Raw genomic sequence first — 25895 nt, forward strand, 5'->3', positions numbered from 1 at the left:
CCGGCTCTCGTCGTCTCAAAGCTTTCGCCGCGCCTACTTCACCAGCGTGTACTTGCCGTTCTTCACCGTGAGCAGGATGCGCGAGCGCTCGTCGAGGCCGTAGCGGTCCTTTTCGGTGAAGTTGTAGACGCCCTGGCTCGCCGCCAGCTCCTTCTCGGTCAGCAGCGCCTGTCGGATCGCTTCGCGGAATTCCGGCATGCCGGGCTTGGCGGTCTTCAGCGCCGTCGGGATGATGCGCTTCAGGATCTCGAAGGCGTCGTAGGAATGACCTGCGAACTGGCTGCGGCTGTTCGGGCCGTACTTGGCCTCATAGGCCGTGTTGAGCGCGAGGCCCGGCTTCTTGGTCGCGGCCTCGTCCGGCTGGTCCTCGGGATCCATGACGGGACCCGACGCCATCAGCACGTCTTCCGCCGCTTTGCCGGCGATGCGGATGAAGTCCATGCTGGCGGCGCCATGGGTCTGGTAGATCAGACCCTGATAGCCGCGCTCGCGCAGCTCGGTCTGCGGCAGCGCGGCCGCGGTGCCGGAAGCGCCGACCAGGATCGCGTCCGGATTCGCGGCGACGAGCTTAAGCACCTGTCCGGTCACCGACGTATCGGGGCGGGCGAAACGCTCCTCATCGGCGATCGTCATGCCCATCGGCACGGCCTGGGCCTTCAGGTCGTTGAACCAGAGGTCGCCATAGGAGTCGGAATAGCCGATGTAGCCGAGGGTCTTCACGCCCTTCGACTTCATGTGATCGTACAGCACCTTGCCCACGATCGGGATCGGCTGCGGCATCGCCACCGACCACTTCATGCGCTCCGGCGTGATCGGGAACGGCGCCAGGCCGAAATGCGGAATGCCGGCTTCGTTGGCGACGTTGGAGACCGCGATCGTCGGCGGCGTCAGCGCCGAGCCCATGATGATGTCGGCCTTGGATTCGGTCACGAAGCGGCGCGCGTTGGTGGTTGCCGTGGTGGGATCGCCGCCGTCGTCGAGCACGATCACTTTCAGCGGCACGCCGCCGATCTCCTTCGGCACGAATTCCAGCGCGTTGCGCTCGGGAATGCCGAGGGCCGCGCCCGGGCCGGTCGTGGTGGTGGTGATGCCGATGGTGATTTCGCTGGTCTGGGCCAGTGCGGGCAGGGCCGGCAGGGCGAGCGTCGCAGCCGTGATGGCGGCGGTCAGGTAAAAGCGTTTCATCTATTCCTCCCTTGACGTGTTTCTTTGAAAGCAGAAATCGGGGGGTAATTCAGCCCCCTCTTTTGGCGATGCGGCGATTGGCTCCGGACCTAGCTCCCCGTGAATTTGGCTACCATTTCCGCCGGGAACGGTGCCGATTTCAGCTTGTCGGGGTTAACGGGATCGCGGCCGACCAGGACGCGGGTCTCAAAGCCCTCGATCGCCAGCGCATCGCCCTTGTAGACGTTGTGCTTCACCTCGAAGCTCGAGCGCTTGATGCTCTCGATCTTCGTTTCGATGGTGATCCAGTCGCCATAGGTCGAGGGGATGTAGAACCTGGACCGCGTGTCGACCATGGGAATCCCCACCAGGCCGTATTTGCGGACCAGGTCCTGCTTGGAGAACCCGGCGACCTCGAACAGGGTCGACGTCGAATCGTCGAACATCGCGAAGTAACGCGGATAGTAGACGATGTTGGCGGGGTCGCAGTCGCCCCACTGGATCTGGACGTCGCGCCGGTTTACGAACATGCTTGTTCTCTTACTTCGGCGCCATGCGCAGCGAGCCGTCGAGCCGCACCACTTCGCCGTTCAGGTACGAATTCTCGACCATGTGCAGCGCCAGCGCGGCGAACTCGTCGGCGTGGCCGAGCCGGCGCGGGAACGGGATCGCGGCGGCGAGCGAGTCCTGGGCTTCCTGCGGCAGGTTGGCGAGCAGGGGCGTGAGGAACAGGCCGGGCGCGATGGTCAGCACGCGGACGCCGAACTGCGCCAGCTCGCGCGCGATCGGCAGCGTCATGCCGACGATGCCGCCCTTGGAGGCCGAATAGGCCGACTGCCCGATCTGGCCGTCATAGGCGGCAACGGACGCCGTATTGATGATGACGCCGCGCTCGCCGGTCGCCTGCGGCTCGAGCTTGGACATCTCGGTCGCGGCGAGGCGCAGCATGTTGAAGGTGCCGATGAGGTTGACCTTGATCACCTTGTCGAAATCGGCAAGCGCCATCGGCCCGTCGCGGCCGACCACGCGCTTGGCGACGCCGATGCCGGCGCAGTTGACCAGCACGCGCGGCGCGCCGAGGGCCTTGGTCGCCTGCGCGATCGCGGCTTCAGCGGAAGCCGCATCGGAGACGTCGCAGGTCACGGCGACGCCCTTGATCTCGGCGGCGACACTCTCAGCGAGCTTGGCATTGAGATCGCACACCGCGACCTTGGCGCCCTGCGCCGCCAGTTTTCGCGCGGTCGCAGCGCCCAGTCCCGATGCGCCGCCGGTGACGATGGCTGCCTGATCCTTCAACAACATGGCGTTCTCCTTTGGCGATGATTTCTTACCCGACCGATATCACACGGTCCGATGGATTGGCAGCGTAGAGCTCCTCGATCAGCGCGCCGCGATGCTCCAGCACCGCGCGCTGGTTGATCGAGCCCTTGTCGGTGACTTCGCCCTTGTCGATCGAGAGCGGCGTATCCAGCAGGATCGCGCGCGTGATCCGCGTCGAGGATCCGGTGGCCTCGCTGAGGAAGCGCGTCAGGCGCTCGCGGAAGGCCTCGCGGACCAGCCGGTCGCGGGCGGTGACGGTAAGATCGTCGGCCGCCAGCGTCGGGTTGATCAGCCGGCAGCCGTCGAGATCGAGCAGCACCAGCGCGGAGATCTCGTCGCGATTGATGCCGGCGATGACGACGTCGCGCACCAGCGGCGCGCAGGCCGCGACAAAGCGCGCACGCAGCGGGCCGACGCTGACCCAGGTACCGCTGCCGAGCTTGAAGTCTTCGCTGACGCGGCCGTCGAAATCGAAGCCGGCGTTGAGATCGTCGGGATCGACCGGCTTGAGCGCATCGCCCATCTTGTAGAATCCTTCCTCGTCGAAGGATTTTTCGGTGATGTCTGGTTGGCGCCAATAGCCGGGCATCACGTTCGGCCCCCTAGCGCGCACTTCCATCTTGCCGTTGTTCGGCACCAGCTTGGCGTCGTTGCCCGACACGGGCAAGCCGACATGGCCGGAGCGGCTGGTGCGCGGATTGACCGACATGAAGAACGGCGCGGTCTCGGTGGCACCCAGGCCGGTCAGCATCGGCACGCGGTAGCCTTTTTCCTTCACCGCGAGCTCGTCGAGGCTGTTCCAGACGAACGGCGACAGCGCTGCGCCCGAGAAGAACATCGCGTGCAGCCGGTCGAAGAACTTTGCGCGCAGGCCCTGGTCGTCGCGCAAGTACGGCAGCAGCGACTCGTAACCCTTGGGGACGTTGAAATAGACCGTCGGCGAGATCTCCTGGAGATTGCGCACGGTCTCCTCGATGCCGCCAGGCACCGGCTTGCCGGCGTCCAGATACATCGAGCCGCCATTGTAGAGCGTCAGCCCGATATTGTGGTTGCCGCCAAAGGTGTGATTCCAGGGCAGCCAGTCGATGATGACGGGCGGCTCGTCCTTGAGGAAGGCGAGCGTCTCACGCAGCATGACCTGGTTGGCGCAGATCATGCGCTGGGTGTTGATGACGGCCTTGGGATTGCCGGTTGAGCCCGACGTCAGCAGGAACTTTGCGATCGTGTCCGGACCGATATTGCCGTGCAGCTCGTCGAGATCGCTGCGGAGCGGCGTCGCCATGAGGTCGGCGAGCAGGGTGACGTCGCGGCCCGGCACTTGGCCCCAGGACGCGGCGATCTCGGTGCCGGGCGAGACGTTGGCTGCGAGCGCATCCGCGAACTTGCCGGCGTCCTCGGCGAAGACGAGGCCGGGTGTCAGCAGCTTCATCAGGTAAGACAGCTTGCCGTAATCCTTCGACACCAGCGAATAGGCCGGCGACACCGGGCAGAACGGAATTCCGGCATAGAACGCGCCGAACGCGAGCAGCGCGTGGTCGATCGAATTGCCCGAGAGGATGACGACCGGCCGCTCCGCCGACAGGCCGCGCGCAATCAGGCCGGAAGCAATGTGCCGGCTTGCGGCGAGCAGCTCGGCATAGGTGATCTTGCGCCAGCCGCGGCCGCCTTCGCGCTCGGCCATGAAAACGCGGTCCGGCGTCGTCCTGGCCCAGTGATGCAGGCGGTCGGTGATGCGGACGGGATAGTCGCCGAGTGGCTGTTTCGGCCGCAGGTAAATCGTGCCGTCGTCGCGCCGCTCGATGTTGACGACGGGATCGCCGAACGAAATGGGCCGCAGCGGGGAAGTGCTCGCGCCGCGCTCCATGCTGGAAGAGGACGGCTGCGCGCTCATGACTTCGGCTTCACCTTTGCGGTCTTGTGTTCGAGGAATTCGCGGATCCTGCGCTTTGCCTCCTTGTCGCTCTGCGCCACGGTCGCCATCAGCGATTCCATGAGCAGGCCGGCCTGCGGATTGGCCTCCGCGATCATCGGCAGCGCCTGGAGCACGGCGAAATTCGTCAGCGGCGCGTTGGAGGCGACCTTGGTCGCAAGCTCCAGCGCCTTGCCGAGCCCGTTGCCGGCCTCGGTCACATATTGCGCAAAGCCGTAGGAGGCGCCTTCGGTCGCGCTATAGACGCGGCCGGTCAGCATCATGTCCATCATCCTGGCGACGCCGATCAGCCGCGGCAGCCGCACCGAGCCGCCGCCGCCGACGAAGATGCCGCGCTGCCCTTCCGGCAGGGCGAAATAGGTCGAAGGCTCGGCGACGCGGATATGGGCGGCGCAGGCAAGCTCCAGCCCGCCGCCGATCACGGCGCCCCTCAGCGCCGCGATGACGGGCACGCGGCTGTACTGGATGCGGTCGAACACCCGGTGCCACATTTGAGAATGCAGCAGCCCGCCGGTCGCGTCGTGGTCCTGGAGCTCGGAGAGGTCGAGGCCGCTGGAGAAATGATCGCCGATGCCGTGGATGACCACCGCGCCGATATCCTCGGGCAGGGACGCAAAACACTCGCCGATTTCCAGGATGATGCCGTCGTTGAGCGCATTGCGCTTGGCCGGCCGGTTCAGCCCCACGGTCAGAACCCGGTCCGCCCGCTCGATCCTCAAAAGCCCGGTGGCGCCCGCGCCAGCGGTCTCGGCGTTTCCCTGTGTCATTTGCGTCCTTGTCAGAATAGTTATGTTGTATAACGAATTTCGGGAGAGTCAAGGAGGGGAGCCCTCCCAGTCAGCGGGGCAGCTACGCTCGCCTCGGCTCCCCCAGGAACGGGTAACCGCTCGCTGTCATCAGCCCATCGCGACTTGGTCGCCCTTCACCCCGTGCTCGCGTTGGTCGAGCCACATCGTGCCGAGCGCGAACGCCAGCCACCCGAAATTGTAGGCAAAGCCCATGATCAGGATGACCCAGCCGGGAATCGGTCCGACCGCAGCGCGATCGATAAGCTCCGTCAAGGTCACCGCGGGCGTAGGATGGATAGCAATCTTGCCGTAATAGGCGGTCGCCTGGATGGCGAGAATCCAAACGTAGTTCCGACGCAACCGCCGTCCCGCAGCGCGGACGAGCGAGATATGGTGGCGGGGTGCAGTGTAGTCGCGCGCCAGGATAGCCTTCCAGCTGTCGTCGTGCGCTTCACCGGTGAAAATTGGCGCATAGAAATTCTTCTCCAGCCAACGAGCCCGGGCACGCCAGACATTGAAATAGCGATAACGCCGGGCCTCCATCCCGAGGAACACGGCAAGGAGCAGTCCGACGAGCACGAGTGGCAGAGGCGAAGCCTCCGGGCTCGAAAAGGTCGTCGACAGCGCGATGCCCATCGTGACGATCGACCAATTGGTCGTGTTGTCGAGCCGCGTTCGCCAGATCGTCGAGCGATAGACCTCGCCGCGGTAGAGATGAGCGATGGCGCCCATTTCGGCGGAATCGAAGGAATGTTGGGGGCTTGGTTCGCTGGAAGCCATAAGAGACATGGTGGGACTCCCGTGGTCTACACAACTTTGCGCAGATCACATCCTGAACCAGGTCCGTCCCCGGGCAAAGACAGATTCCTCACACCACCTGATGCACGTCGATCACCACGCGGTCCGCGTGGCGTGCGGCCGAGCCGACGAAGATGTGCTCCATCAGCCAGCGATACTTTTCGTGCCCGGTCTCGAACTTCGGCACGGTGCGGAAATAGATCAATTTCGGATCGACCGGCTCGCCGCGCTTGAGCTTTTGCAGCAGCTCGACCGGGCCGAAGCGCATGCCCTTGTTCTCGACATAGACGATCGCGCCGTCGTCGGTCTCGAAGGCGTATTTCGCCTCGAGGTCGATCAGCTCGTTGGGGCGGATGGTCTGGAAGTCGGCGCCGAACGGCAGCACCTTGCCGTTGATCGCGCCCGTCACCGCGCCGCCGATGATCGGAATGATGCGCCGGACGCCGATGCCGGTCTCGCCTGCGGTGACGACGTCGCCGATGCGGGCGGTAATGGTGAAGACGTATCTGGTTTCGAGGGTGGGTGTGGTCATTGGTCACCTCTAGAACGTAAGACGCCGTTTCTTCGCCTCTCCCCGCTTGCGGGGAGAGGCCGAAATTCAAGCGCAGCTTGAATTTCGGGTGAGGGGGACTCTCCGCGAGTCCAACTCTCACCATCCTCGCGGAGGCTCCCCCTCACCCCGACCCTCTCCCCGCAAGCGGGGCGACGGAGGTCACCGCCGTTGCGGCGAGAGGCTGCGCCCAATATCCATCTTCAATGCGCCATCATCCGCGTCGGCAGCCATGTTGCCAGCAGCGGGAACGCGATCAGGATCACGAGGCGCACGAGGTCCGTCGCCACGAACGGGATCACGCCCTTGAAGATCGTGGAGAAGGAGACGTCCTTCACCACGCTTTTGATGACGAAGACGTTCATGCCGACCGGCGGATGGATCAGGCCGAGCTCGACGGTCATGACGATGATGACGCCGAACCAGATCGGATCGAAGCCCAGATGGGTGATGACGGGGAAGATGATCGGCACGGTCAGGATGATCATCGCCATGGCGTCCATCAGGCAGCCGAGCACGAGATACATCACCATGATCAGCGCCAGCACGCCGTAGGGGCCGAGGCCGAGCCCCGTGAGGAACTCGGTGACCTTCTGCGGCGTCTGCGTCACCGTGAGGAAATACCCGAAGATCAGGGCGCCGATCAGCACGGTAAACACGGCGGCCGCGGTGCGCGTCGCCTGCAGCAGCGAGGCCAGGATCTTCTCGCGGTCGAGCCGGCCCGTGACGACGCCGATGATGAAGGCGCCCGCGGCGCCGACGCCGCCGGCTTCGGTCGGCGTGAAGCGCGGCAGGAAGGGCAGGCCGTAGAGGCCGCCGATGACGAAGATGAACAGCAGCACCGGCGCCCAGATGTCCTTGAGGCCGGCAAAGCGCTCGCGCCACGGCAGCACCTTGCCCTTGGGCAGGAAGTCCGGGCGGAAATAGCCGATCAGGAAGATCGTGATCATGTACATGGTCATCGCCAGCAGGCCCGGAATGATGCCGGCGATGAAGAGCTTTCCGATGTCCTGCTCGGTGATGATGCCGTAGACCGCGAGCACGGTGGAGGGCGGCAGCATCGCGCCCAGCGTGCCGCCGGCCGCGATCACGCCCGTGGCGAACGACTGCGGATAGCCGAACCGGCGCATCTCGGGATAGGCCACGGCGGAGAAGGTCGCGGCGGTTGCGACGGAAGAGCCGCAGATCGCGGCAAAGCCGCCGCAGGCGCCGACCGTGGCGATGCCGAGCCCGCCGCGCAAATGCCCGACGAAACCGTTGGCGGCGCGGAACAGCTCGCGGCTCATGCCGGAATGGCTGACGAAGGAGCCCATCAGCAAAAACATCGGGATGACGCCAAAGGTGTAGTCGGTGACCGTGCGCATCGAGGTCTGGCCGACCAGCTTCAGCGCCGCCGTCCCGTTGACGAGATAGGCGAAGCCGGAGACGCCGACGAGCCCCATGGCCATGCCGACCGGCACGCGCAGCAGCATCAGGACGAACAGGGAAACGAAGCCGATAACGGCGACGGCATCGGTGCTCATGATTACTCCGTCGCCTTCAGCTTGGGGTCATGCATGTCTTCGGGATGGAAGATCAATCGGTAGGTGCGGATCGCGATCAGCAGCACCGCGGAGACGTCGCCGATCCAGGCGATCGCGAAGAACGGCCAGGTCGGCATGTGCATGTCGAAGGTCTGGACGTTGTCGTTGTAGGTGCCGCGTACCTTGTCGAACAGCGTCCAGGTCTGCACGGTCACGACGAACAGCAGCACCAGCGTCGCGAACACGTCGATCCAGCGCTGATAGCGCGGCCCGACATTGCCCCAGACGAGGTCAACCGTGATGTGGGTGCCGCGATAGGAGGTCGCGGCGATGCCCCAGAAGATGAGGATGCCGAGCAGCATGCGGCCGATGTCGAAACTGTCGGGGATCGAATAGTTCAGCGTGTTGCGCAGCAGCACCGACAGGAAGATGTCGAGCGCGACGATGCCAACGAAGCCGGCCGCGATCCATTCGATCGTGTCGATGATGCGGTCCATCCAGGAGCGCTTCATGGGAGTTTCCTACGTGATGTCATTCTCGCTCTCGACTCCAGCCGCGGTCCTTCGCCTCTCCCCGCTTGCGGGGAGAGGCCGGAATTCGCGCGCTAGCGCGGATTCCGGGTGAGGGGGACTCTCCGCGAGTCCATTTGTCAGTATCTTTGCGGAAGCAGCCCCTCACCCCGACCCTCTCCCCGTAAGAACGGGGCGAGGGGGAAGACGAGAGCCGGCCGCGGCCGCAGCTTGGCGTCACTCCGCCAGAGCGTTGTACTTCTTCAGCGATGCCTTGAGGTCCGCGAGCGCGGCGTCCGGGTCAGCGCCGGCCTTTTTCGCGCCGTCGGACCAGGTCTTGACCAGCGGCTCGGCGGCCTTCTTCCAGGCGGCGGTCTGCTCGGGTGTCAGCTTGTAGACCTCGTGGCCGGATTCCGCCTTGACCTTGTCGATGCCGGCATCCTCGAACTTGCCCCAGTGCTCGCCGACCGCGCCGGCCATCTCGACCGTGCAATTCTTGTCGATCGCGGCCTTCTGCTTGTCGGACATCGAATTGTACTTGTCCTTGTTGATCACGAACACGAAGGTCGTGGTGTAGAGCGGCGCCTCCATGTCGTACTTGGTCACCTTGTCGATGCCGAACAGCACGAGGGAGCCCCAGGGGAAGGTGACGCCGTCGGCGACGCCGCGCTCGATGATGTCGCGCACTTCCGGCGCCGAGGACTGCACATTGGTGCCGCCGAGCGAGGTCACGAAATTCGCCATGGTGGCGTGCGCCGGGCGGATCTTTAGGCCCTTCACATCCTCCGGCATCACGATCTTCTTGGTCTTGGAGTGGAAGGAGGAGGGTGAGTGGACGAAGGCGAGGCAGTACTTGACGTCCTTCATCTCCTTCTCGGCATATTTGCGATACCAGGCGTCCAGCCCCATCGAGCCGCCCTTGGCATCCGAGATCAGGAACGGCAATTCGCCGGCGCCGATGATCGGGAAGCGGCCGGGCTGGTAGCCGGGATTGACATAGGTGACGTCGGCGATGCCGTCGCGCGCCATGTCGTAATGGTCGAACGCCTTGCCGAGCTGCTGGGCCGGAAACACCTTGCCCGTGATGGTGCCGCCGGAATCCTTGTTCACCGCGGCCACCCAGTCTTCCAGCGACTTCTGCAGCGGGTGCGACGCCGGCACCCAGTGCGAAACCTTCAGATCGAAGGTCTTGTCCTGCGCGAACGCAGGCGTCACGCTTGCTGCCAGCAGCAACGCCAGACAGGCTTTTCTCATCACGCGTCTCTCCCTGTTTTCGACCGCGGGCTTCGATGGCCCGGTCTCTTTAATTAACATGTTATCTAATTGGCCCGTGCGTTCAAGCCGGAACTGGCGCGGCGTGCCGCCGCGTCGTCTATGTCAGCCATGTTGCATGGATTTGTCGCTGCCGGGCGACCACCGCTCCCCTTTTGCCCAACCGTTATATGATATAATTATCGTGCGCGGCCTGAAGCGACAAGCGAGCCGCGACGAAAACCTACAGGATCGGGAGGAGCAAGTATTGCGGACAAAAGTCGCAATCATCGGGGCCGGGCCGGCTGGATTGTTGCTTGGGCAACTGCTGCATCAATACGGCATCGACAATCTCATCCTCGAGCGGCAGAGCCCGGATTACGTGCTCGGCCGCATCCGCGCCGGCCTCCTGGAGGAGGGAACCGTGGCGCTGCTCGACCAGATCGGCGCCAGCGCGCGGGCGCATGCCGAAGGCCTGCTGCATGAAGGCATCGAGCTCGCCTTTTCCGGCCGCCGTCACCGCATCGACATGAAGGCAGCGACCGGCAAGACGGTCATGATCTACGGCCAGACCGAGGTCACGCTCGACCTGATGAACGCGCGCAAGGCCGCCGGCCTCACCTCGGTCTACGAGGCCAGGGACGTGCAGCCGCACGATTTCGACGGCAGTCACCCGCGCGTAACCTACGTCAAGGACGGCGTCACCCATACGATTGACTGCGACTTCATCGCCGGTTGCGACGGCTTCCACGGCGTCAGCCGCGCCAGTGTCCCGGCCACGGCGATCGAGGAGTTCGAGCGGGTCTACCCGTTCGGCTGGCTCGGCATCCTCTCCGATACGCCCCCGGTCAGCCACGAGCTGATCTATTCCAACCACGCCCGCGGCTTTGCGCTGTGCACCATGCGCTCGACCAGGCGCAGCCGTTACTATGTGCAGTGCGCGCTCGACGAGCATGTCGACCAATGGCCGGACGACCGCTTCTGGGACGAATTGAGGCGCCGGCTGGACCAGGAGGCCGCCGACAGCCTCGTCACCGGCCCCTCGATCGAGAAGAGCATCGCGCCCTTGCGCAGCTTCGTCGCCGAGCCGATGCGCTTCGGACGGATGTTCCTGTGCGGCGACGCCGCCCACATCGTGCCGCCGACCGGCGCGAAGGGGCTGAACCTGGCTGCAAGCGACGCACATTATCTGTCGAGCGCGCTCCGCGAATTCTACGACGAGAAATCGAGCGCCGGGATCGGCGCCTACTCCGCCAAGGCGCTGGCGCGGGTCTGGAAAGCGGTGCGCTTCTCCTGGTGGATGACCTCGATGCTGCACAAATTCCCGGACACCGGCACCATTGGCGCGCGCATCCAGCTCGCCGAACTCGACTACGTCACGCAGTCGCAGGCCGCGATGACGTCGTTGTCGGAGAACTATGTGGGGCTGCCGTTTTAGGGCGGCACTCACGGTGCCGTAGGGTGGGCAAAGCGAAGCGTGCCCACCAGCGCTATCAGTTGTGTAAGATGGTGGGCACGGCGCTTTGCGCCTTTGCCCACCCTACGGCATCGCGCAGCGTCTGCGTTTCAAACGCCCGCGCAAATCCCGTTTAAAACTTTGTAATTGATGCGTCCGTCACGTCCATCGCGTTCAATGCTGGCAACTCACCAGCAACGCGAGATGCAGATGACCGACACCGACATCCCCGAGGGCTTCGAGCCGCTGTTCCGCAAGAGCCCGCTCACCGAGCCCTGGGAGCCGCTTTACGCCAAGAAGACCGACAAGGCCGTCATCATCGGCCTTCGCCTCGCCAGGCCGCATACCAACGGCCGCGGCCTGATCCATGGCGGCCTCATCGCCGCGCTCGCCGACAACGCCATGGGCTATAGCTGCGCGCAGGCGACGGGCTGGACCACGTCTTTCGTGACGGTGTCACTCACGGTTGATTTCGTCGGCTCCGCCGAGATTGGCCAGTGGCTTGCGATCGAGAGCGACGTGATCAGGACCGGCAAGACGATCTGTTTCGCGCAGAGCCTCGCAAAGGCCGACGATGTCGTGATCGCGCGGGCGAGCGGCACGTTCCGGGTGGTGCCGAAGAAAGGGTAGCTCCGCTCTCTCGTGTCCCGGACGCGGTGCGGCACGAAGTGCCGCTCCGCAGAGCCGGGACCCATCTATCGACTCGACCCTGGGCCGCTTTATGGGTCCCGGCTCTGCGCAGCAACGCTACGCGTTGCAGCGCGTCCGGGACAAGAGCGTCACCCGAACCGCCACTCCGCCGTCTCCACCACGAGATCGATGAACGCGCGCACCTTGGCCGAGAGCAGGCGCGATGTCGGATAGACGATGTGGATCGGCAGCGCCGGCTGCTCGTATTTGGCCAGCACGATCTTGAGCCGCCCGCGCTTCAGGCCCTCGGCGGCCTGATAGGCCAGCACGCGCGTCACGCCGCCGCCGGCTTCGGCATATTGCAAGGCTACGTCGGCGCTGTTGCTGGTGAAGCGCGGAGATAGGGCCACCTCGATATCGCGGCCGTCCTGCGCGAAGCGCCAGCTGGCCGATGGGCCGAATGCTATGGTCTGGTGCGCGAGCAATTCCTCCGGCGTCTTCGGTTCGCCATGACGCTTGAGATAGCCGGATGTTGCCACCACGATTCGCCGCATCTCGCCGACCTGGCGCGCGACCAGTGAGGAATCGGCGAGATGGCCGATGCGGACGGCGGCGTCGACGGCGTCTTCCACGAGATTGACGAGGTGATCCGACAGCCTGAGCTCGCAGGCGACCTCGGGATAGCGTTTGAGGTAGGCCGTCATCACCGGCCCGACATGGAGCCGGCCGAAGCCGACCGGGGCCGACACCACCAGCCGCCCGCTCGGCCGGTTGCGCTCCTCCCGCGCGGAGCCGTCGGCCTCCTCGACATCGGCGAGGATGCGGCGGGCGCGCTCCAGATAGCGCGTGCCGACGTCGGTCAATCTGACCTGCCGGGTGGTCCGTTGCAGCAGCCGCGCGCCGAGATGGTCCTCTAGCGCCGCGATCAGCCGCGTCACCGCCGAAGGCGACAGCCGCAGCTTGCGTGCCGCCGGCGCAAAGCCGCGCAGATCGGCGACGGTGACGAAGACGTGCATGGCCTCGAGGCGGTCCATCGCATTATTGCATATACCGCAATGATGAAGTGTCAAGCGGCCAGATTGTTTTAAGCGCTGGAAGGTCCACTTTAGAGAGCGAAAAGACGCAGAGATGCGCCGGGATTCCAGGAGATATTCCGATGACGGCAACTCACACCTACGCCAGCGATGTGGCCTTCACGCCGGCGGTGAAATCGATCCAGACCCGAAAGGGGTCACGCGAAGGCTATGCTATCGCCGAGCAGCGCGGCTGGCGCACCGAGGTCGATGAGAACCTCGCGGCGTTCCTGGCTGATGCCAACAGTTTTTACTTCGCCACCGCCGCGGCCGATGGCCAGCCCTACATCCAGCATCGTGGCGGCCCGAAGGGCTTTCTGAAGGTGCTGGACAAGCAGACCTTGGCCTTCACGGACTACGCCGGCAACCGGCAATACATCACGCAGGGGAACCTGTCGGAGAATCCAAAGGCCTACATCTTCGTGATGGACTACGCCCATCGCCGCCGGGTGAAGATCTGGGGTGAGGCGCGCGTGGTCGAGGACGACGAGGCGATGACGACGGCCCTGATGCCGAAAGGCTACCGCGCGCGGCCGGAGCAGGTGATCCTGTTCAAGATCACGGCGTGGGACACCAATTGCCCGCAGCACATCCCGCAGAAGTTCGATGCAGCGGATGTCGCAGCGGCGCTGGCGGCAAGGGATGCGCGGATTGCGGAGCTCGAGGCGGAGCTGGCGGCGTTGAAGGGGGAGAAGGCGGCGACATAAGCCGCTGCTTGCTTACCCTCCCCTGGAGGGGGAGGGTCGATCGCGCGCAGCGCGAGCGGGGTGGGGTGATCTCTCCACTCGGGCGCTGTTGGATGTGGAGAGACTTTCACCCCACCCCGTCTCACATTTCGCTGCGCTCCATGTGAGCCGACCCTCCCCCTCCAGGGGAGGGTAAGACAAATTACAGCCCGCTCGCGCCCTCATGCTGGAAGCCGAGATAGCTGGCTGCCACGCGCTCGTTCGCCGCGATGTCGCTGGCCTTGCCGCTGAGCACGAACTCGCCGAGCTCCATCACATAGGCCTGGTCCGCGATCTTCAACGCGGCCTGCGCGTTCTGCTCGACCAGCAGCACGGAGACGCCGCTGGCGCGCAGCTCGGTGACGATCCGGAAGATGTCGGCGACGATGATCGGCGCGAGGCCGAGGCTGGGCTCGTCCAGCATCAGCAGTTTCGGCTCGCCCATCAGCGCGCGGCCCATCGCGAGCATCTGCTGCTCGCCACCGGAGAGCGTGCCGGCCAACTGCTTGCGCCGCTCCTTCAGCCGCGGAAACAGCGTGTAAACGCGCTCCATCGAGGCTTTCGCCTTGCTTCTCTCGATGCGGAAGGCCCCCAGCTCGAGATTGTCCTCGACATTCATGGTCACGAACAATTCGCGGTGCTCGGGAACGAGGCCGAGCCCCATCGCGACGCGGTCCTCGATGTCGAGCCGTGACAGATCCTGGCCTGCGAAGGTGACGCGGCCCTTCAGCGGCAGGATACCCATGATGGCCGACAGCAGCGTGGTCTTGCCGGCGCCATTGGCGCCGACGATGGTCACGATCTGGTTGGCGCCGACCTCGAGCGAGACCGAGCGCACGGCCTCGACCTTGCCATAGGCGACATGCGCGTCGGTGACGGACAACAGCGCGCTCATGCCGCCACTCCGAGATAGGCCTTGATCACTTCGGGGTTGGTCTTGATCGTGGCGGGCGTGCCTTCCGCGATCTTGGTGCCGAAATCCAGCACCACGATGCGGTCGGCGAGGTTCATCACGAAGCCCATGTCGTGCTCGACCAGCAGCACGCTCATGCCGCCGTCGCGCAATTCGCGCAGCAGCGCGGCCAGCCGCTGCTTCTCCATGTGGCGCAGGCCGGCGGCCGGCTCGTCGAGCAGCAGCAGCATCGGGTCGACGCAGAGCGCGCGGGCGATCTCGACGATGCGCTGCTGGCCCAGCGAGAGCGAGCCTGCGAGCTGATGCATCTGCTCGGCGAGGCCCACGCGCTCGATCTGGCGGGCGGCCTCCGCGAGCAGCCTGGCTTCATCGGCACGGTCGAGCCGCAGCATCGAGGAGATCGGCCCCGCATGGCCGCGCAGATGTGCGCCGATCGCGACGTTCTCCAGCACGGTCATGTCGGGGACGAGCTTCACATGCTGGAAGGTGCGGGAGATGCCGAGCTTGACGATCTCCTGCGGTGGCGCCCTGTCGACCTTCTTGCCGAGCACCGAGATCGAGCCCGATGTCGCCGACAGCACGCCGGTGATCAGGTTGAACGTCGTGCTCTTGCCGGCGCCGTTCGGCCCGATCAGCGCGACGATCTCGCGGGCCTGCACGTCGAAGGAGACGTTGTTGACCGCGATAACGCCGCCGAACTGTTTTCGCGCTTTCTCGACCTGGAGCAGCACGCCGTCTTGTCCGGACAGGCGGGTGCGCTGCTCCAGTTTCAGCGAGGTGTCCGGCTTCCTGCCACCGGTGCGTTCGGGCAGGAACGACATCAGCCAGGGCCAGACGCCGCCGGGCGCGAGTTGCAGCAGCGCCACCAGCATGATGCCGAACACGATGGTCTCGACCTGCCCGGAGCCCGGCAGGATCAGCGGCAGATAGCTCTGCAGCACCTCCTTCAGGACCACGACGATCGCAGCGCCCAGCACGCCGCCCCAGACATAACCGGCGCCGCCGACCACGGCGATGAAGAGATATTCGATGCCGGCCTGCGCGCCGAACGGCGTCGGGTTCACGGCGCGCTGAAGGTGCGCGTAGAGCCAGCCGGAGAGGCCGGCGAGCACGGCGGCATGGATGAACACCAGGAGCTTGGCGCGCGGCGTGTGGACGCCGAACGCCTCGGCCGCGACGTGACCGCGGCGCAGCGCGCGAATGGCGCGGCCGGTGCGGGAGTCCAGCAGGTTCATCGTCAGCAAGGCCGAGAGGATCACGGCAACCCAGATCGCGTAATAGATCGAGCCGGGCGAGAGCATCTTGAACGCGCCGATCGACAGCGGCGGGATCGCCGAGATGCCGTCGTTCCTCCCGAGGAATTCCAGCTTGCTGAAGAGATAGAACAGGCCAAGTCCCCAGGCGAGCGTGCCGAGCGGCAGATAGTGTCCGGAGAGACGGACGGTCACCAGCCCGAGCAGCACCGCCAACGATCCGCTGACGAGCAGCGACAGCGGCAGGGTCAGCCACGGCGACAGGCCATAGGCCGTCGACAGCACCGCGGTGGTGTAGGCGCCGAAGCCGACGAAAGCTGCTTGTCCAAAAGAGGTCAGGCCGCCGACGCCGGTCAGCAGCACGAGGCCCATCGCGACGAGGGCGGCGAGGCCGATATTGTCGAGCAGCACGATCCAGAACGGCGGCATGCCCGGGACAAACGGGATCGCCGCCATGAGAAGCGCGAAGACGAGGATGGGAAGCCGGCTCTGCATCTTGGCGTCAGTCCTTCTCTTCCTCGACCGCGGGCGCGGCGAGCGAGCGCAGCAGCAGCACGGGAATCAGCAGCATGAAAACGATCACCTCCTTGTAGTTGGAGGCATAGAAGGACGAGAACGCCTCGACGATGCCGACGACCAGCGCCGCGACGGCGGTCAGGGGATAGCTGACGAGGCCGCCGATGATCGCGGCGACGAAACCCTTGAGGCCGATCAGGAAGCCCGAGTCGTAATAAAGCGTCGTGATCGGCACGATCATGATGCCCGACAGCGCGCCGATCACGGACGCCAGCAGGAAGGCGATCTGGCCGGACAGCGTGGTGCGGATGCCGGCAAGGCGGGCGCCGAGCCGGTTCACGGCGGTCGCGCGCAGCGCCTTGCCGTAGAGCGTCAGGCCGAAGAACAGCCAGAGCCCGACGATGAAGGCGGCGGTAATGGCATAGACGGTGATGCTCTGGCCGGTGAAGCGCAGCGCGCCGGCGGTGAAGGAGCCGGACAGCACGGCAGGTCCGCGCTGGCCTTCGGCGCCGAAGAACAAGAGGCCCAGTCCCTGAAGCGCGAGATGGACGCCCACCGAGGCGATCAGCAGCACCAGCACCGAAGTGTGCGCCAGCGGCTGGAACGCGATGCGGTAGAGATACAGACCGATCATCGCGACGATCACCAGCGACAGCGCGATGCAGACCGCCACCGGGGGCTTCTGGCTGGCGAAGTAGACCGTCAGCGCCAGCACGATGGCCGGCAGCACGATGTTGGCGACGAGGCTGCGTACGATCAGGCGCCCGTGCAGCGCCTTGCGCGCCACGAACAGGTCGAAGGCGAAGGCGCCGATGCCGAGGGCCAGCGCCAGCTTGGCCGTGCCCGGCATCTGGCCCGCGGCCAGCGAGGCATAGGTCAGCGCGCCGTAGGTGACGAATTCGCCCTGGGGGATCAGGATCACGCGGGTGACGGCGAACACCAGCACCAGCGCCAGGCCGAGCAGCGCATAGATCGCGCCATTGGTGATGCCGTCCTGTACCAGGAACAGCATGATGGTGGTATTCAAGACCGGACGCTCCCCCTCAAAAATCCGGACCCGTCCCCCCGATTGTGGTGGACGGTCCGCTCACAGCCATTGAAAAACGCTGACGATATTTGATATGGTCCATAACAATTATCAAATATAATCTCAAGGGTGGCGGAACGACCCGCCCCGAATTTAGCGGGATCACGAGCACGTGGCGATGACCGTTTCCAAAACCGCTGAAAAGTCTTCCGAAAAGTCCGGCGACGCGGCCAAGGGCCGCAAGGACGCCGCCGAGGCGCAGCCTGAAGCCCTCCAGCTTGGCGAGCTCTCCGAGCAGCTCGGCTATGTGCTGAAGCGGGCGCAGCTCAAGGTGTTCGAGAACTTCCTGCGCTGCATGGCCTCGCTCCAGCTCACGCCCGCGCAGTTCTCCGTGCTGCTGCTGGTCGAGAAGAATCCGGGCCGTAACCAGACCGAGATCGCCTCGACCCTCGGCATCCTGCGCCCGAATTTCGTGGCCTTGCTCGACAATCTGGAGAGCCGCGACCTTTGCGCGCGGATCCGCTCCACCAACGACCGCCGCTCGCACATCCTGGTCTTGACTGACAAGGGCAAGGCCGTGCTGACGCGGGCGAAAAAGCTCGTCGCCACCAAGCACGAGTCGCGGCTGAACGAACTTTTGGGGCAGGCCAACCGCGAAGCCCTGCTGGCGATGCTCTCGAAGATCGCCAACGAGTTTTGAGGCTTACCCTCCCCTGGAGGGGGAGGGTCGGCTCATATTGAGCGCAGCGAAATATGAGACGGGGTGGGGTGACGGTCCCTCCGCGACGAACAGTGCCCAAGTGGAGAGATCACCCCACCCCGCTCGCGCTTTGCGCGATCGACCCTCCCCCTCCAGGGGAGGGTGGAAGTCTCAATCCACCAAGATCACCCTGATGTCGTTCACGTTCGTCAGCGTCGGGCCCGGCATCAGCAGATCTCCGGTCGCCTCGAAGAACGTGGTCGCATCGTTGTTGTCCAGATACGCCTGCGGCTTAAGCCCCTGCGCCGTCATCTTCGCAAAGGTGGCCGCGTCGATCAGCGCGCCGGCGGGATCGGTGGGGTGGCCGGCACCGCCGTCGGCGCCGTCGGTGTCACCGGCCAGCGCCGAGATGTCGGGCGTGTCTTTCAACAACGCGGCGAGTGCCAGCGCGTATTCCTGGTTCGGACCGCCGCGCCCATTGCCGCGCACGGTGACCGTGAGCTCGCCGCCCGAGAGGATCGCGATGCGCTTGCCTTGCGCGCGCGCATCTAGCGCCAGCCTCGCATGAGCGGCGGCGACATCGCGGGCCTCGCCTTCGAGATCGGCGCCGAGATCGATGGTCTCGTAACCGGCCTCCTTCGCGAGCTTCACCGCGGCGTCGAGCGATTGCTTGGGACGCGCGATCAGCTCGAAATGCGCGCGCGCAAAGGCGGCGTCGCCGGGCTTGCAGCTTTCGTTACTGGAATCATCGAGCGCGCGGCGGACGGCATCGTCGACGGCGAGCTTGTATTTCGCGACGATCGCGCGCGCGTCCGCCAGCGTGCTCGGATCCGGCACGGTCGGACCGGAGGCGATCGCCGAGGGATCGTCATGCGGCACGTCGGAGATCGCGAGCGTCACGATCTCGGCGGCATTCTGGCCGGCGCGCGCCAGCCGGCCGCCCTTGATCCGCGACAGATGTTTCCTGACGATGTTCATCTCGCCGATCGGCGCGCCCGAGCGCAGCAGCGCCTTGTTGACCGCCTGCTTCTGCGCGAAGCTGACGCCGTCCACCGGCGCGATCCAGTTCGCCGAGCCGCCGCCGGTGAGCAGCACCAGCAGCAGATCGTCGGGGCCAGCCTCGCCGGCGAGCGCGAGCGTATCGGCGGCGCCCTTCAAGCCGGCTTCGTCGGGCACGGGATGGCCGGCCTCGACCACGCGGATGCGGCGCGTCGGTACGCCATAGCCGTGGCGGGTGGTGGCGATGCCGACGAGGCGCTCCGGCGCGAGCTTGAGCGTGTCGAGATAATGCCGCTCGGCGGCCGCGGCCATCGCGCCTGCGCCCTTGCCGGCGGCAAGGCAGATCACGCGTCCCCTTGGCGCGGGCCGCAAGTGAGCCGCCAGAATCGCGCTGGGATGGGCGGCGGCAACGGCGGCGTCGTAGAGCGCGCGGAGCAGGGGACGTCGGTCGGTCATGACGAGGGCCTTGAGCGGACGGAAGAGACGGGCGGCAGGCGTGCCGATCCCATGCCTACCGCATTGGCTGCGAAAGCGTAAGCAGGCTTTGCCATCATTCGATTGTGCAATCGCGTGATCATAATCGGGACGCAAAACAAAAACCCCCTGCGCGACCAGCGCCGGGGGTTTTGTCGTCTCGTGTGTGTCTGGCGACTAGCCGCCGACGTCGGCGCTGATCACGTCACCGAACAGTTCCCAGCGCTCGCCCTTGAATTTCTCGAGGCGGAGCTGGCTGATCGGCGCGAAGTCGGTCGCAGACGTGTTGATCTGGATTCCCGGCAGCAGCGCTTCGGTGCGGAAGTCCTTCACGTTCGCGGCTTGCTTCATGACGTTCTCGCGCGTGAGATTGTCGCCGCACTGCTTCAGCACATGAACCAGCGTCTGCGCCACCGCGTAGCCGACGATGGTGCCCTTGTCGAGCTTGTCGCCTTCCGGGAAGTATTTTGTCATGAAGGCGATAAATTCCTTCATGCCGGCGTCGTTGTTCCACTCGGGATCGGAGACGTCCTTCAGATAGTCGGCCGAGATGATGTCCTGGCCGTTCTCGAAGCCGGCCGGCTTCATCACGCTGCCGACGGAGGCCGAGACGTTGTTGAGGAAGTGCAGCGGCTTCCAGCCGATCTCGGCATTCTTCTTGATCGCCTGCGCCGCGAATTTCGGCGTCGTGATGTTCATGAAGACGTCGGCGCCGGTCGACTTCAGCTTCACGATGTGGTTGTCGATGGTCGGCTCGGAGGTCTCGTAGCTCTCTTCGATGATGATCATCGAGGCGGCTTTCGAGCCAAGGCCGTCCTTCAGGCCCTTCAGATAGTCCTTGCCGTAATCGTCGTTCTGGAAGAGCACGGCGATCTTGGCGTCCGGCTTGTTCTTGAGCAGCCACTTCGCATAGATCTGCGTTTCGCTTTGGTAGTTGGGCTGCCAGCCCATGGTCCAGGGGAAGTTCTGCGGATCGTTCCACTTGGTGGCGCCGGTCGCGACGAACAGCTGCGGCACCTTCTTCGAGTTCATGTATTTGTGGATCGCCGAGTTCGGCGGCGTGCCGAGCGAGTTGAAGATGAAGAGCACCTCGTCGCTCTCGACCAGCTTGCGGGCCTGCTCCACCGTCTTCGGCGGCGAGTAGGCGTCGTCATAGGAGATGAAATTGATCTTGCGGCCGTTGATGCCGCCCTCTTCGTTGATCTTCTTGAAGTAGGCGGCTTCGGTCCGTCCGATGATGCCGTAGGCGGAGGCCGGTCCGCTGTAGGGCATGATGTTGCCGATCTTGATCTCGGTATCGGTCGCGCCGGTATCGTATTTCTTCTGGGCCGATGCGGTGGAGGCCGAGGCAGCAATGAGCGCAAGCGCCAGTGACGCGGCCGCAAGTTTGCCGGTGACAGCAGGCATTCCTATCTCCCTATTTTCTTGGTGTGTGTGCGTCCTTTTTTTGGCTTGACCGTTCTTGGCGACGTCGCCGCAATTCAACCCGATTTAGCAGGCGCCTTCAACAGAAAGCCCCCGTGACGGCGTCGCAGGGGCTGCTCCTTTAGTAGTCAGGGACCGGTGTGCTCTCGTGTGCGACTGCGAGAAGGTGTCGCTTCCTCTGATTGACGAATATACTGCTATCAATCTTCGGTTTCGTAGGGTGGGCAAAGGCGCATTCTTCGCGCCGTGCCCACGATCTGCCTGGGTTGGATAGAGGTGGTGGGCACGCTTCGCTTTGCCCACCCTACGAACTGTCGCCAAGCCATATCGAGTTGAGAGCTTTCAGTGGCCGAGCCCGCTCGAGATGATGTCACCGAACAGCTCCCATTTCCTGCCCTTGAACCGCATCATCTGGAGCTGCTCGATCGGGGCGTAATTATCGGCTGCGGTGTTGATCTTGATGCCGGGCAGCAGCGTGTCGGGCTCGAAATCCTTCAGGCTGGCGGCCTGCTTCATGACGTTCTCGCGGGTGAGATCGTCGCCGCACATTTGCAGCACCTTCACCATGGTCTGGGCCGCGCCATAGCCGAACACCACGCCGGCATCGAGCTTGTTGGCCTTGGGATCGAATTGGGCGAGGAAGTCATAGAACTTCTTCATGCCGTCATCGGCATTCCATTGCGGGTCGGAGCCGTCCTTGGCGTAGCTCGCCGACAGGATGCCTTGCGAGATCTCGAGCCCCGCCGGCTCGAGCACGCCCCCGACCGAGGCCGAGACGTTGGAGATGATGTGGACCGGATGCCAGTTGATCTCGGCGGCCTTCTTGATCGCCTGCGCTGCGAATTTCGGCGTGGTGATGCTGATGAAGACGTCGGCGCCCGAGGCCTTCAATTTCACGACGTGCTCGTCGATGGCGGGCTCCGAAGTGTCGTAGCCGTCTTCCAATACGATCATCGACGCCTTGGCGCCGAGGCCGTCCTTCAGGCCCTTCAGGTAATCCTTGCCGAAATCGTCGTTCTGGTAGAGCACGCCGATCTTCGCGTCCGGCTTCTCCTTCATGACGTATTTGGCGTAGATGCGCGCCTCGCTGGCGTAGCTCGGCTGCCAGCCCATGGTCCACGGATATTGCTTGGGGTCGTTCCACTTCGAGGCGCCGCTCGCCACGAACAATTGCGGCACCTTCTTGTCGTTCATGTATTTGCGGATGGCGCCGTTGGTGGAGGTGCCGAGCGAGCCGAAGATCAGCAGCACGCCGTCGCTCTCGACCAGCTTGCGTGCCTGTTCCACCGTCTTCGGCGGCGAATAGCCGTCGTCGTAGGAGATGAACTTGATCTTGCGGCCGTTGATGCCGCCTCCGGCATTGATCTTGTTGAAATAGGCTTCCTCGGCCTTGCCGATCGCGGCATAGGCGGAGGCCGGCCCGCTATAGGGCATGATGTTGCCGATCTTGATCTCGGTATCGGAAGCGCCGCTGTCGTATTTCTTTTGCGCGAGTGCCGGGCTGCTCATCGCAGTGCACAACGCGAGCGCGGCCGAAATGGCCACAACCTGAAATCGAACGGCAGTCATTTTTCTCCACCCGGAATGGATCGGCGCCGCATTGAACAAGATTGACGCCGGACGTCAACAAAAAGCCCCCGCGGTCACCCGCGGGGGCTTTGTCGATTTGGACCAGGTTTGGACTATGACGTCAGCACGTCACTCGGAGGCGACGTCGCCGCTGATGATCTCGCCGAACAGTTCCCATTTCTCGCCCTTGAAGCGCTGCATCTGCAGCTGCGAAATCGGAGCGAAGTCGGTGGCGCTGGTGTTGATCTTGACGCCGGGCAGCAGGGTGTCCGGCGCAAAGTCCTTCAGGCTCGCCGCCTGCTTCATCAGGTTGGCGCGGGTGAGGTCGTCGCCGCACATTTCCAGAGTCTTGACGAGGGTCGATGCCGCGCCGTAGCCGTAGACCATGCCGGTGTCGGTCTTGTCTGCGCCGGGCATGTACTTGTCGACGAACTCGTTCCACTTCTTCATGCCGGGGTCGTTGTTCCACTGCGGGTCGGTGGAGTCCTTGGCGTAGGCGGCCGACAGCACGTCCTGCGAGGCCTCGAAGCCGGCCGGCTTCATCACGCTGCCGACCGAGATCGACACGTTGGTGAGGATCTGGAGCGGCTTCCAGCTGAGCTCGGCGGTCTTCTTGATGGTCTGGGCCGCGAACTTCGGCGTCGCGTAGATCAGCAGCACGTCGGGATTGGCGGCCTTGATCTTGACGATGTGGCCGTCGATCGACGGCTCGGAGATCTCATAGCTCTCTTCCATGATGATCATGGACGCGCCCTTGGCGCCGAGACCATCCTTGGTGCCCTTGAGGTAGTCTTTGCCGAAATCGTCGTTCTGATAGAGGATCGCGACCTTGGCGTTCGGCTTCTCCTTCATCAGCCATTTCGCGTAGATCTGCGCTTCGCTCTGGTAGGACGGCTGCCAGCCCATGGTCCAGGGGAAGCCCTTCGGGTCGTTCCACTTGGTGGCGCCGGTGGCGACGAAGAGCTGCGGGATCTTCTTGGCGTTCAGGTACTTCTGGATCGCGGTGTTCGAGGGCGTGCCGAGCGGATTATACACGGCCAGCACCTCGTCGCTCTCGACGAGCTTGCGGACCTGCTCGACGGCCTTCGGCGGCGAATAGGCGTCGTCATAGGTGACGAAGTTGATCTTGCGGCCGTTGATGCCGCCCTTGTCGTTGATCATCTTGAAATAGGCTTCTTCGGTCTTGCCGATGATGCCATAGGCCGACGCCGGACCGCTGTACGGCATGATGTTGCCGATCTTGATCTCGGTGTCACTTGCGCCGGTGTCGTATTTCTTCTGGGCGAGTGCTGCGCTGGAGGCGAGGGTTGCGACCGCAGTCGCGAGCGCTGCGGTTCGCAGTGTTGTTCGGAAAAGCAATTGGGTCTCCTTGGTTAAACAAACAGTCGTGACGGGAGTTTCAGTTCTTCCTGAGCTTGCCGGCGAGTTGCTGGCCCAGGATCGCGACCTGCCTTGCGCCGTGCGGCACGAGGTAGATGACGAGGAACAGCAGCACGCCGAACACGGCGCCGGAGAGGCCTTTGGAAATGCTCTCCGCCATGTTCGGCACGAAGATGATGAAGGCCGCACCGACGAACGAGCCGGGCAGCCAGCCGACGCCGCCGACGACCATGCCGAGGAACAGCGAGATCGCGAGCGTGATGGTGTAGCTGTCGGGCGCCACGAACTGCACCGCGATGGCGCCGAGCGAGCCGGCGACGCCGGTGATTGCCGCCGACACGCCGAAGGCCAGCGTCTTGTAGAGCGCGACGTTGACACCCATCGAGGAAGCCGCGATCTCGTTGTCCCGGATTGCCATGAAGGCGCGGCCGGACCTCGAGCGCAACAGGTTCACGGAGAAGATGTAGATCGCAATCGTCACGATGAGCGTGAAGTAGTACAGCCACATGTCCTGCGACATCGGCAGGCCGAACGGCGCGTCGGGCTTGGTGACGACGAGGCCCTGCACGCCGCCGGTCCAGTGTTCCAGGAAGTTCAGCTTCAGGAGCTGCGGCATCGCGGTGGCGAGTGCGAAGGTCGCAAGCGCGAGATAGACGCCCGACAGCCGCAGGGCCGGTTTGCCGAACAGGTAACCGAACCCGAAGCAGACCGCGGCGGAAACCGGAATGGTCAGCGCGTAGTTGATGTTGGCGTGCTCCATCAGCACCGCCGACGTATAGGCGCCGACGGCATAGAACGCGCTCTGGCCGAGCGAGAACTGGCCGCTGCCGCCGGTCAGGATGTTCAGCGCCAGCACGGCAAGCCCGTAGATCAGGAGCATCGTCATCTGGAAGATGATGAAGTTCTTGACGAACAGCGGCACGATCAGGAGCACCGCCAGCACCACCAGCGAGGTGCCGGTGCCCAGCGTCATGGCCCGCTTCGGAACGGCCTCGACCGCCTGGTGGCCTTCTGCAACGACTTCTTCTGCAGCGCTCATGATCAAACTCGCTTGACGATGTGCCGGCCGAACAGGCCAGCGGGTTTGACGACCAGGACGGAGATGATCAGCGCGAGCGCGATCGGAAGTTTCAGCTCGTTACCGACGCCGGGGATGTAGGTGCCGGCGAGGTTCTCGAAGATGCCGACCAGGAAGCCGCCGACCACGGCGCCGAACGGGCTGGTCAGGCCGCCGAGCACCGCGGCGGCAAAGCCGTAGATCAGCACGCCGCCCATCATGTTGGGCTCGAGGAACACGACCGGAGCGATCAGCATGCCGGCGATCGCGCCGATCGCGGTCGCCATGCCCCAGCCGAGCGCGATCATCCAGGACGTGTTGATGCCGACCAGCCGCGCCGATTCAGGCACGGAGGCGGCCGCGCGCATCGCAAGGCCGATGCGCGTGTACTGGAAGAAGAAGTAGAGGCCGAGCAGCAGCAGCACCGTGACGCCGATCATGCCGGCCTGGTGGGTCGAGATCAGCTGGCTGCCCAGGAACGGCGCGGAGCCGAACGGGGTCGGATACTGCTTGATGGTAAAGTCCCAGATCAGGCCGGCCGAGGAGTTGATGATCGCGAACAGTGCGATGAAGCCGGCGACGTTGGTCAGCACCGGCGCTTTCGCCAGCGGCTTGAACAGAATGCGCTCGATCGCGATGCCGGCTACGAAGGAGAACGCCAGCGTGATGACGAAGGCGGCCCAATAGGGCACGCCCCACTGCATCAGCTGCCAGGAGATGAAGGTCGAGAACATCGCCATCTCGCCCTGCGCGAAGTTGAGATGGTCGATCGCCTGGTAGATCATGACCACGGCCAGCGCCATGCAGGCGTAGATCGCGCCCGTGGCGATGCCGGCCAGCACTTGGTTGGTGAACAGCTCCATCG

At 64.4% G+C, this 25895-nt stretch carries 24 protein-coding genes; 4 read left to right on the plus strand and 20 right to left on the minus strand.

Features of this window, described 5'->3' with window-relative positions; all coding sequences use genetic code 11:
* Positions 1-33 precede the first annotated feature (33 nt).
* From NLM25_RS05375 to NLM25_RS05420, 10 genes are all read right to left on the minus strand, one after another.
* Entirely contained in the window at positions 34-1185 is a 1152-nt protein-coding gene (locus NLM25_RS05375; RefSeq protein ID WP_254136322.1) for an ABC transporter substrate-binding protein, read from the minus strand.
* An 89-nt stretch (positions 1186-1274) separates the two neighbouring features.
* Entirely contained in the window at positions 1275-1694 is a 420-nt protein-coding gene (locus tag NLM25_RS05380) for a thioesterase family protein (RefSeq protein ID WP_254136323.1), read from the minus strand.
* Positions 1695-1704: 10 nt separating this feature from the next.
* Positions 1705-2466 carry an SDR family NAD(P)-dependent oxidoreductase gene (locus NLM25_RS05385; protein WP_254115909.1) on the minus strand — a complete coding sequence of 254 codons (762 nt, stop codon included), beginning with the start codon at positions 2464-2466 and terminating at the stop codon, positions 1705-1707.
* 25 nt (positions 2467-2491) lie between these two features.
* Positions 2492-4375: a feruloyl-CoA synthase gene (locus NLM25_RS05390; protein ID WP_254136324.1), complete on the minus strand. Its 1884-nt coding sequence runs from the start codon at positions 4373-4375 to the stop codon at positions 2492-2494.
* Positions 4372-5181 carry a crotonase/enoyl-CoA hydratase family protein gene (locus NLM25_RS05395; RefSeq protein WP_254115911.1) on the minus strand — a complete coding sequence of 270 codons (810 nt, stop codon included), beginning with the start codon at positions 5179-5181 and terminating at the stop codon, positions 4372-4374. Before NLM25_RS05395 ends, NLM25_RS05390 begins: the two co-directional genes overlap by 4 nt.
* Positions 5182-5310: 129 nt before the next feature.
* Complete coding sequence (locus NLM25_RS05400) at positions 5311-5991, minus strand: DUF2270 domain-containing protein (protein WP_254136325.1); 681 nt, start codon at positions 5989-5991, stop codon at positions 5311-5313.
* Between the two features lie 79 nt (positions 5992-6070).
* Entirely contained in the window at positions 6071-6532 is a 462-nt protein-coding gene (locus NLM25_RS05405) for a DUF3237 domain-containing protein (protein ID WP_254136326.1), read from the minus strand.
* A gap of 221 nt (positions 6533-6753) precedes the next feature.
* On the minus strand, positions 6754-8073 hold the full coding sequence (locus tag NLM25_RS05410; protein WP_254115914.1) for a TRAP transporter large permease: 1320 nt from the start codon (positions 8071-8073) through the stop codon (positions 6754-6756).
* 2 nt (positions 8074-8075) lie between these two features.
* Entirely contained in the window at positions 8076-8585 is a 510-nt protein-coding gene (locus NLM25_RS05415) for a TRAP transporter small permease (RefSeq protein WP_194404518.1), read from the minus strand.
* A gap of 234 nt (positions 8586-8819) precedes the next feature.
* On the minus strand, positions 8820-9836 hold the full coding sequence (locus tag NLM25_RS05420) for a TRAP transporter substrate-binding protein (RefSeq protein WP_254115915.1): 1017 nt from the start codon (positions 9834-9836) through the stop codon (positions 8820-8822).
* Positions 9837-10101: 265 nt separating this feature from the next.
* Between NLM25_RS05420 and pobA the strand changes: the two genes are divergently transcribed.
* Both pobA and NLM25_RS05430 read left to right on the plus strand, forming a co-directional pair.
* The gene (gene pobA, locus NLM25_RS05425) at positions 10102-11271 is read left to right on the plus strand and encodes a 4-hydroxybenzoate 3-monooxygenase (RefSeq protein ID WP_254136327.1); all 1170 of its coding nucleotides are present in this window, start codon (positions 10102-10104) and stop codon (positions 11269-11271) included.
* A gap of 228 nt (positions 11272-11499) precedes the next feature.
* The gene (locus NLM25_RS05430; RefSeq protein ID WP_254136328.1) at positions 11500-11919 is read left to right on the plus strand and encodes a PaaI family thioesterase; all 420 of its coding nucleotides are present in this window, start codon (positions 11500-11502) and stop codon (positions 11917-11919) included.
* 149 nt (positions 11920-12068) lie between these two features.
* Here NLM25_RS05430 and NLM25_RS05435 read toward each other — a convergent pair whose 3' ends face one another.
* Positions 12069-12953, minus strand: a complete 885-nt coding sequence (locus NLM25_RS05435) for a LysR family transcriptional regulator (protein ID WP_254136329.1) — start codon at positions 12951-12953, stop codon at positions 12069-12071.
* Between the two features lie 122 nt (positions 12954-13075).
* On the opposite strand from NLM25_RS05435, the gene NLM25_RS05440 reads away from it, so the two are divergent.
* Positions 13076-13699, plus strand: a complete 624-nt coding sequence (locus NLM25_RS05440; protein ID WP_254136330.1) for a pyridoxamine 5'-phosphate oxidase family protein — start codon at positions 13076-13078, stop codon at positions 13697-13699.
* Between the two features lie 181 nt (positions 13700-13880).
* Here the strand turns inward: NLM25_RS05440 and NLM25_RS05445 are convergent, their stop codons facing one another.
* From NLM25_RS05445 to NLM25_RS05455, 3 genes are read right to left on the minus strand one after another with little or no spacing between them, the layout of a single operon-like run.
* A complete protein-coding gene (locus NLM25_RS05445; RefSeq protein ID WP_254136331.1) occupies positions 13881-14612 on the minus strand; it encodes an ABC transporter ATP-binding protein in 732 nt (243 codons plus the stop codon).
* Complete coding sequence (locus NLM25_RS05450; protein ID WP_254136332.1) at positions 14609-16378, minus strand: ATP-binding cassette domain-containing protein; 1770 nt, start codon at positions 16376-16378, stop codon at positions 14609-14611. Before NLM25_RS05450 ends, NLM25_RS05445 begins: the two co-directional genes overlap by 4 nt.
* A gap of 7 nt (positions 16379-16385) precedes the next feature.
* Positions 16386-17426 carry a branched-chain amino acid ABC transporter permease gene (locus tag NLM25_RS05455; protein WP_254136333.1) on the minus strand — a complete coding sequence of 347 codons (1041 nt, stop codon included), beginning with the start codon at positions 17424-17426 and terminating at the stop codon, positions 16386-16388.
* Positions 17427-17604: 178 nt separating this feature from the next.
* Between NLM25_RS05455 and NLM25_RS05460 the strand changes: the two genes are divergently transcribed.
* Positions 17605-18126 carry a MarR family winged helix-turn-helix transcriptional regulator gene (locus NLM25_RS05460; protein ID WP_254115931.1) on the plus strand — a complete coding sequence of 174 codons (522 nt, stop codon included), beginning with the start codon at positions 17605-17607 and terminating at the stop codon, positions 18124-18126.
* Positions 18127-18297: 171 nt separating this feature from the next.
* Here NLM25_RS05460 and NLM25_RS05465 read toward each other — a convergent pair whose 3' ends face one another.
* From NLM25_RS05465 to NLM25_RS05490, 6 genes are all read right to left on the minus strand, one after another.
* Complete coding sequence (locus NLM25_RS05465) at positions 18298-19581, minus strand: glycerate kinase (RefSeq protein ID WP_254136334.1); 1284 nt, start codon at positions 19579-19581, stop codon at positions 18298-18300.
* Between the two features lie 195 nt (positions 19582-19776).
* On the minus strand, positions 19777-21006 hold the full coding sequence (locus tag NLM25_RS05470) for an ABC transporter substrate-binding protein (RefSeq protein ID WP_254115936.1): 1230 nt from the start codon (positions 21004-21006) through the stop codon (positions 19777-19779).
* Between the two features lie 360 nt (positions 21007-21366).
* The gene (locus NLM25_RS05475; protein ID WP_254136335.1) at positions 21367-22593 is read right to left on the minus strand and encodes an ABC transporter substrate-binding protein; all 1227 of its coding nucleotides are present in this window, start codon (positions 22591-22593) and stop codon (positions 21367-21369) included.
* A gap of 129 nt (positions 22594-22722) precedes the next feature.
* A complete protein-coding gene (locus NLM25_RS05480) occupies positions 22723-23952 on the minus strand; it encodes an ABC transporter substrate-binding protein (protein ID WP_254136336.1) in 1230 nt (409 codons plus the stop codon).
* 40 nt (positions 23953-23992) lie between these two features.
* On the minus strand, positions 23993-25012 hold the full coding sequence (locus NLM25_RS05485; protein ID WP_254136337.1) for a branched-chain amino acid ABC transporter permease: 1020 nt from the start codon (positions 25010-25012) through the stop codon (positions 23993-23995).
* A 2-nt stretch (positions 25013-25014) separates the two neighbouring features.
* Positions 25015-25893 carry a branched-chain amino acid ABC transporter permease gene (locus NLM25_RS05490; RefSeq protein ID WP_254115942.1) on the minus strand — a complete coding sequence of 293 codons (879 nt, stop codon included), beginning with the start codon at positions 25891-25893 and terminating at the stop codon, positions 25015-25017.
* Positions 25894-25895 lie beyond the last annotated feature (2 nt).

The organism is Bradyrhizobium sp. CCGB01, from assembly GCF_024199795.1.
Lineage (GTDB): Bacteria > Pseudomonadota > Alphaproteobacteria > Rhizobiales > Xanthobacteraceae > Bradyrhizobium.

Bases quoted from the DNA above. Each gene is read 5' to 3' on its own strand.
- NLM25_RS05460 (WP_254115931.1), top strand. From the start codon at position 17,605: ATGACCGTTTCCAAAACCGCTGAAAAGTCTTCCGAAAAGTCCGGCGAC.
- NLM25_RS05475 (WP_254136335.1), bottom strand. From the start codon at position 22,593: ATGACTGCCGTTCGATTTCAGGTTGTGGCCATTTCGGCCGCGCTCGCG.
- NLM25_RS05380 (WP_254136323.1), bottom strand. From the start codon at position 1,694: ATGTTCGTAAACCGGCGCGACGTCCAGATCCAGTGGGGCGACTGCGAC.
- NLM25_RS05375 (WP_254136322.1), bottom strand. From the start codon at position 1,185: ATGAAACGCTTTTACCTGACCGCCGCCATCACGGCTGCGACGCTCGCC.
- NLM25_RS05430 (WP_254136328.1), top strand. From the start codon at position 11,500: ATGACCGACACCGACATCCCCGAGGGCTTCGAGCCGCTGTTCCGCAAG.
- NLM25_RS05485 (WP_254136337.1), bottom strand. From the start codon at position 25,012: ATGAGCGCTGCAGAAGAAGTCGTTGCAGAAGGCCACCAGGCGGTCGAG.
- NLM25_RS05390 (WP_254136324.1), bottom strand. From the start codon at position 4,375: ATGAGCGCGCAGCCGTCCTCTTCCAGCATGGAGCGCGGCGCGAGCACT.
- NLM25_RS05395 (WP_254115911.1), bottom strand. From the start codon at position 5,181: ATGACACAGGGAAACGCCGAGACCGCTGGCGCGGGCGCCACCGGGCTT.
- NLM25_RS05420 (WP_254115915.1), bottom strand. From the start codon at position 9,836: ATGAGAAAAGCCTGTCTGGCGTTGCTGCTGGCAGCAAGCGTGACGCCT.
- NLM25_RS05490 (WP_254115942.1), bottom strand. From the start codon at position 25,893: ATGGAGCTGTTCACCAACCAAGTGCTGGCCGGCATCGCCACGGGCGCG.
- NLM25_RS05385 (WP_254115909.1), bottom strand. From the start codon at position 2,466: ATGTTGTTGAAGGATCAGGCAGCCATCGTCACCGGCGGCGCATCGGGA.
- NLM25_RS05445 (WP_254136331.1), bottom strand. From the start codon at position 14,612: ATGAGCGCGCTGTTGTCCGTCACCGACGCGCATGTCGCCTATGGCAAG.
- NLM25_RS05435 (WP_254136329.1), bottom strand. From the start codon at position 12,953: ATGGACCGCCTCGAGGCCATGCACGTCTTCGTCACCGTCGCCGATCTG.
- NLM25_RS05400 (WP_254136325.1), bottom strand. From the start codon at position 5,991: ATGTCTCTTATGGCTTCCAGCGAACCAAGCCCCCAACATTCCTTCGAT.
- NLM25_RS05450 (WP_254136332.1), bottom strand. From the start codon at position 16,378: ATGCAGAGCCGGCTTCCCATCCTCGTCTTCGCGCTTCTCATGGCGGCG.
- NLM25_RS05440 (WP_254136330.1), top strand. From the start codon at position 13,076: ATGACGGCAACTCACACCTACGCCAGCGATGTGGCCTTCACGCCGGCG.
- NLM25_RS05470 (WP_254115936.1), bottom strand. From the start codon at position 21,006: ATGCCTGCTGTCACCGGCAAACTTGCGGCCGCGTCACTGGCGCTTGCG.
- NLM25_RS05410 (WP_254115914.1), bottom strand. From the start codon at position 8,073: ATGAGCACCGATGCCGTCGCCGTTATCGGCTTCGTTTCCCTGTTCGTC.
- NLM25_RS05415 (WP_194404518.1), bottom strand. From the start codon at position 8,585: ATGAAGCGCTCCTGGATGGACCGCATCATCGACACGATCGAATGGATC.
- NLM25_RS05405 (WP_254136326.1), bottom strand. From the start codon at position 6,532: ATGACCACACCCACCCTCGAAACCAGATACGTCTTCACCATTACCGCC.
- NLM25_RS05465 (WP_254136334.1), bottom strand. From the start codon at position 19,581: ATGACCGACCGACGTCCCCTGCTCCGCGCGCTCTACGACGCCGCCGTT.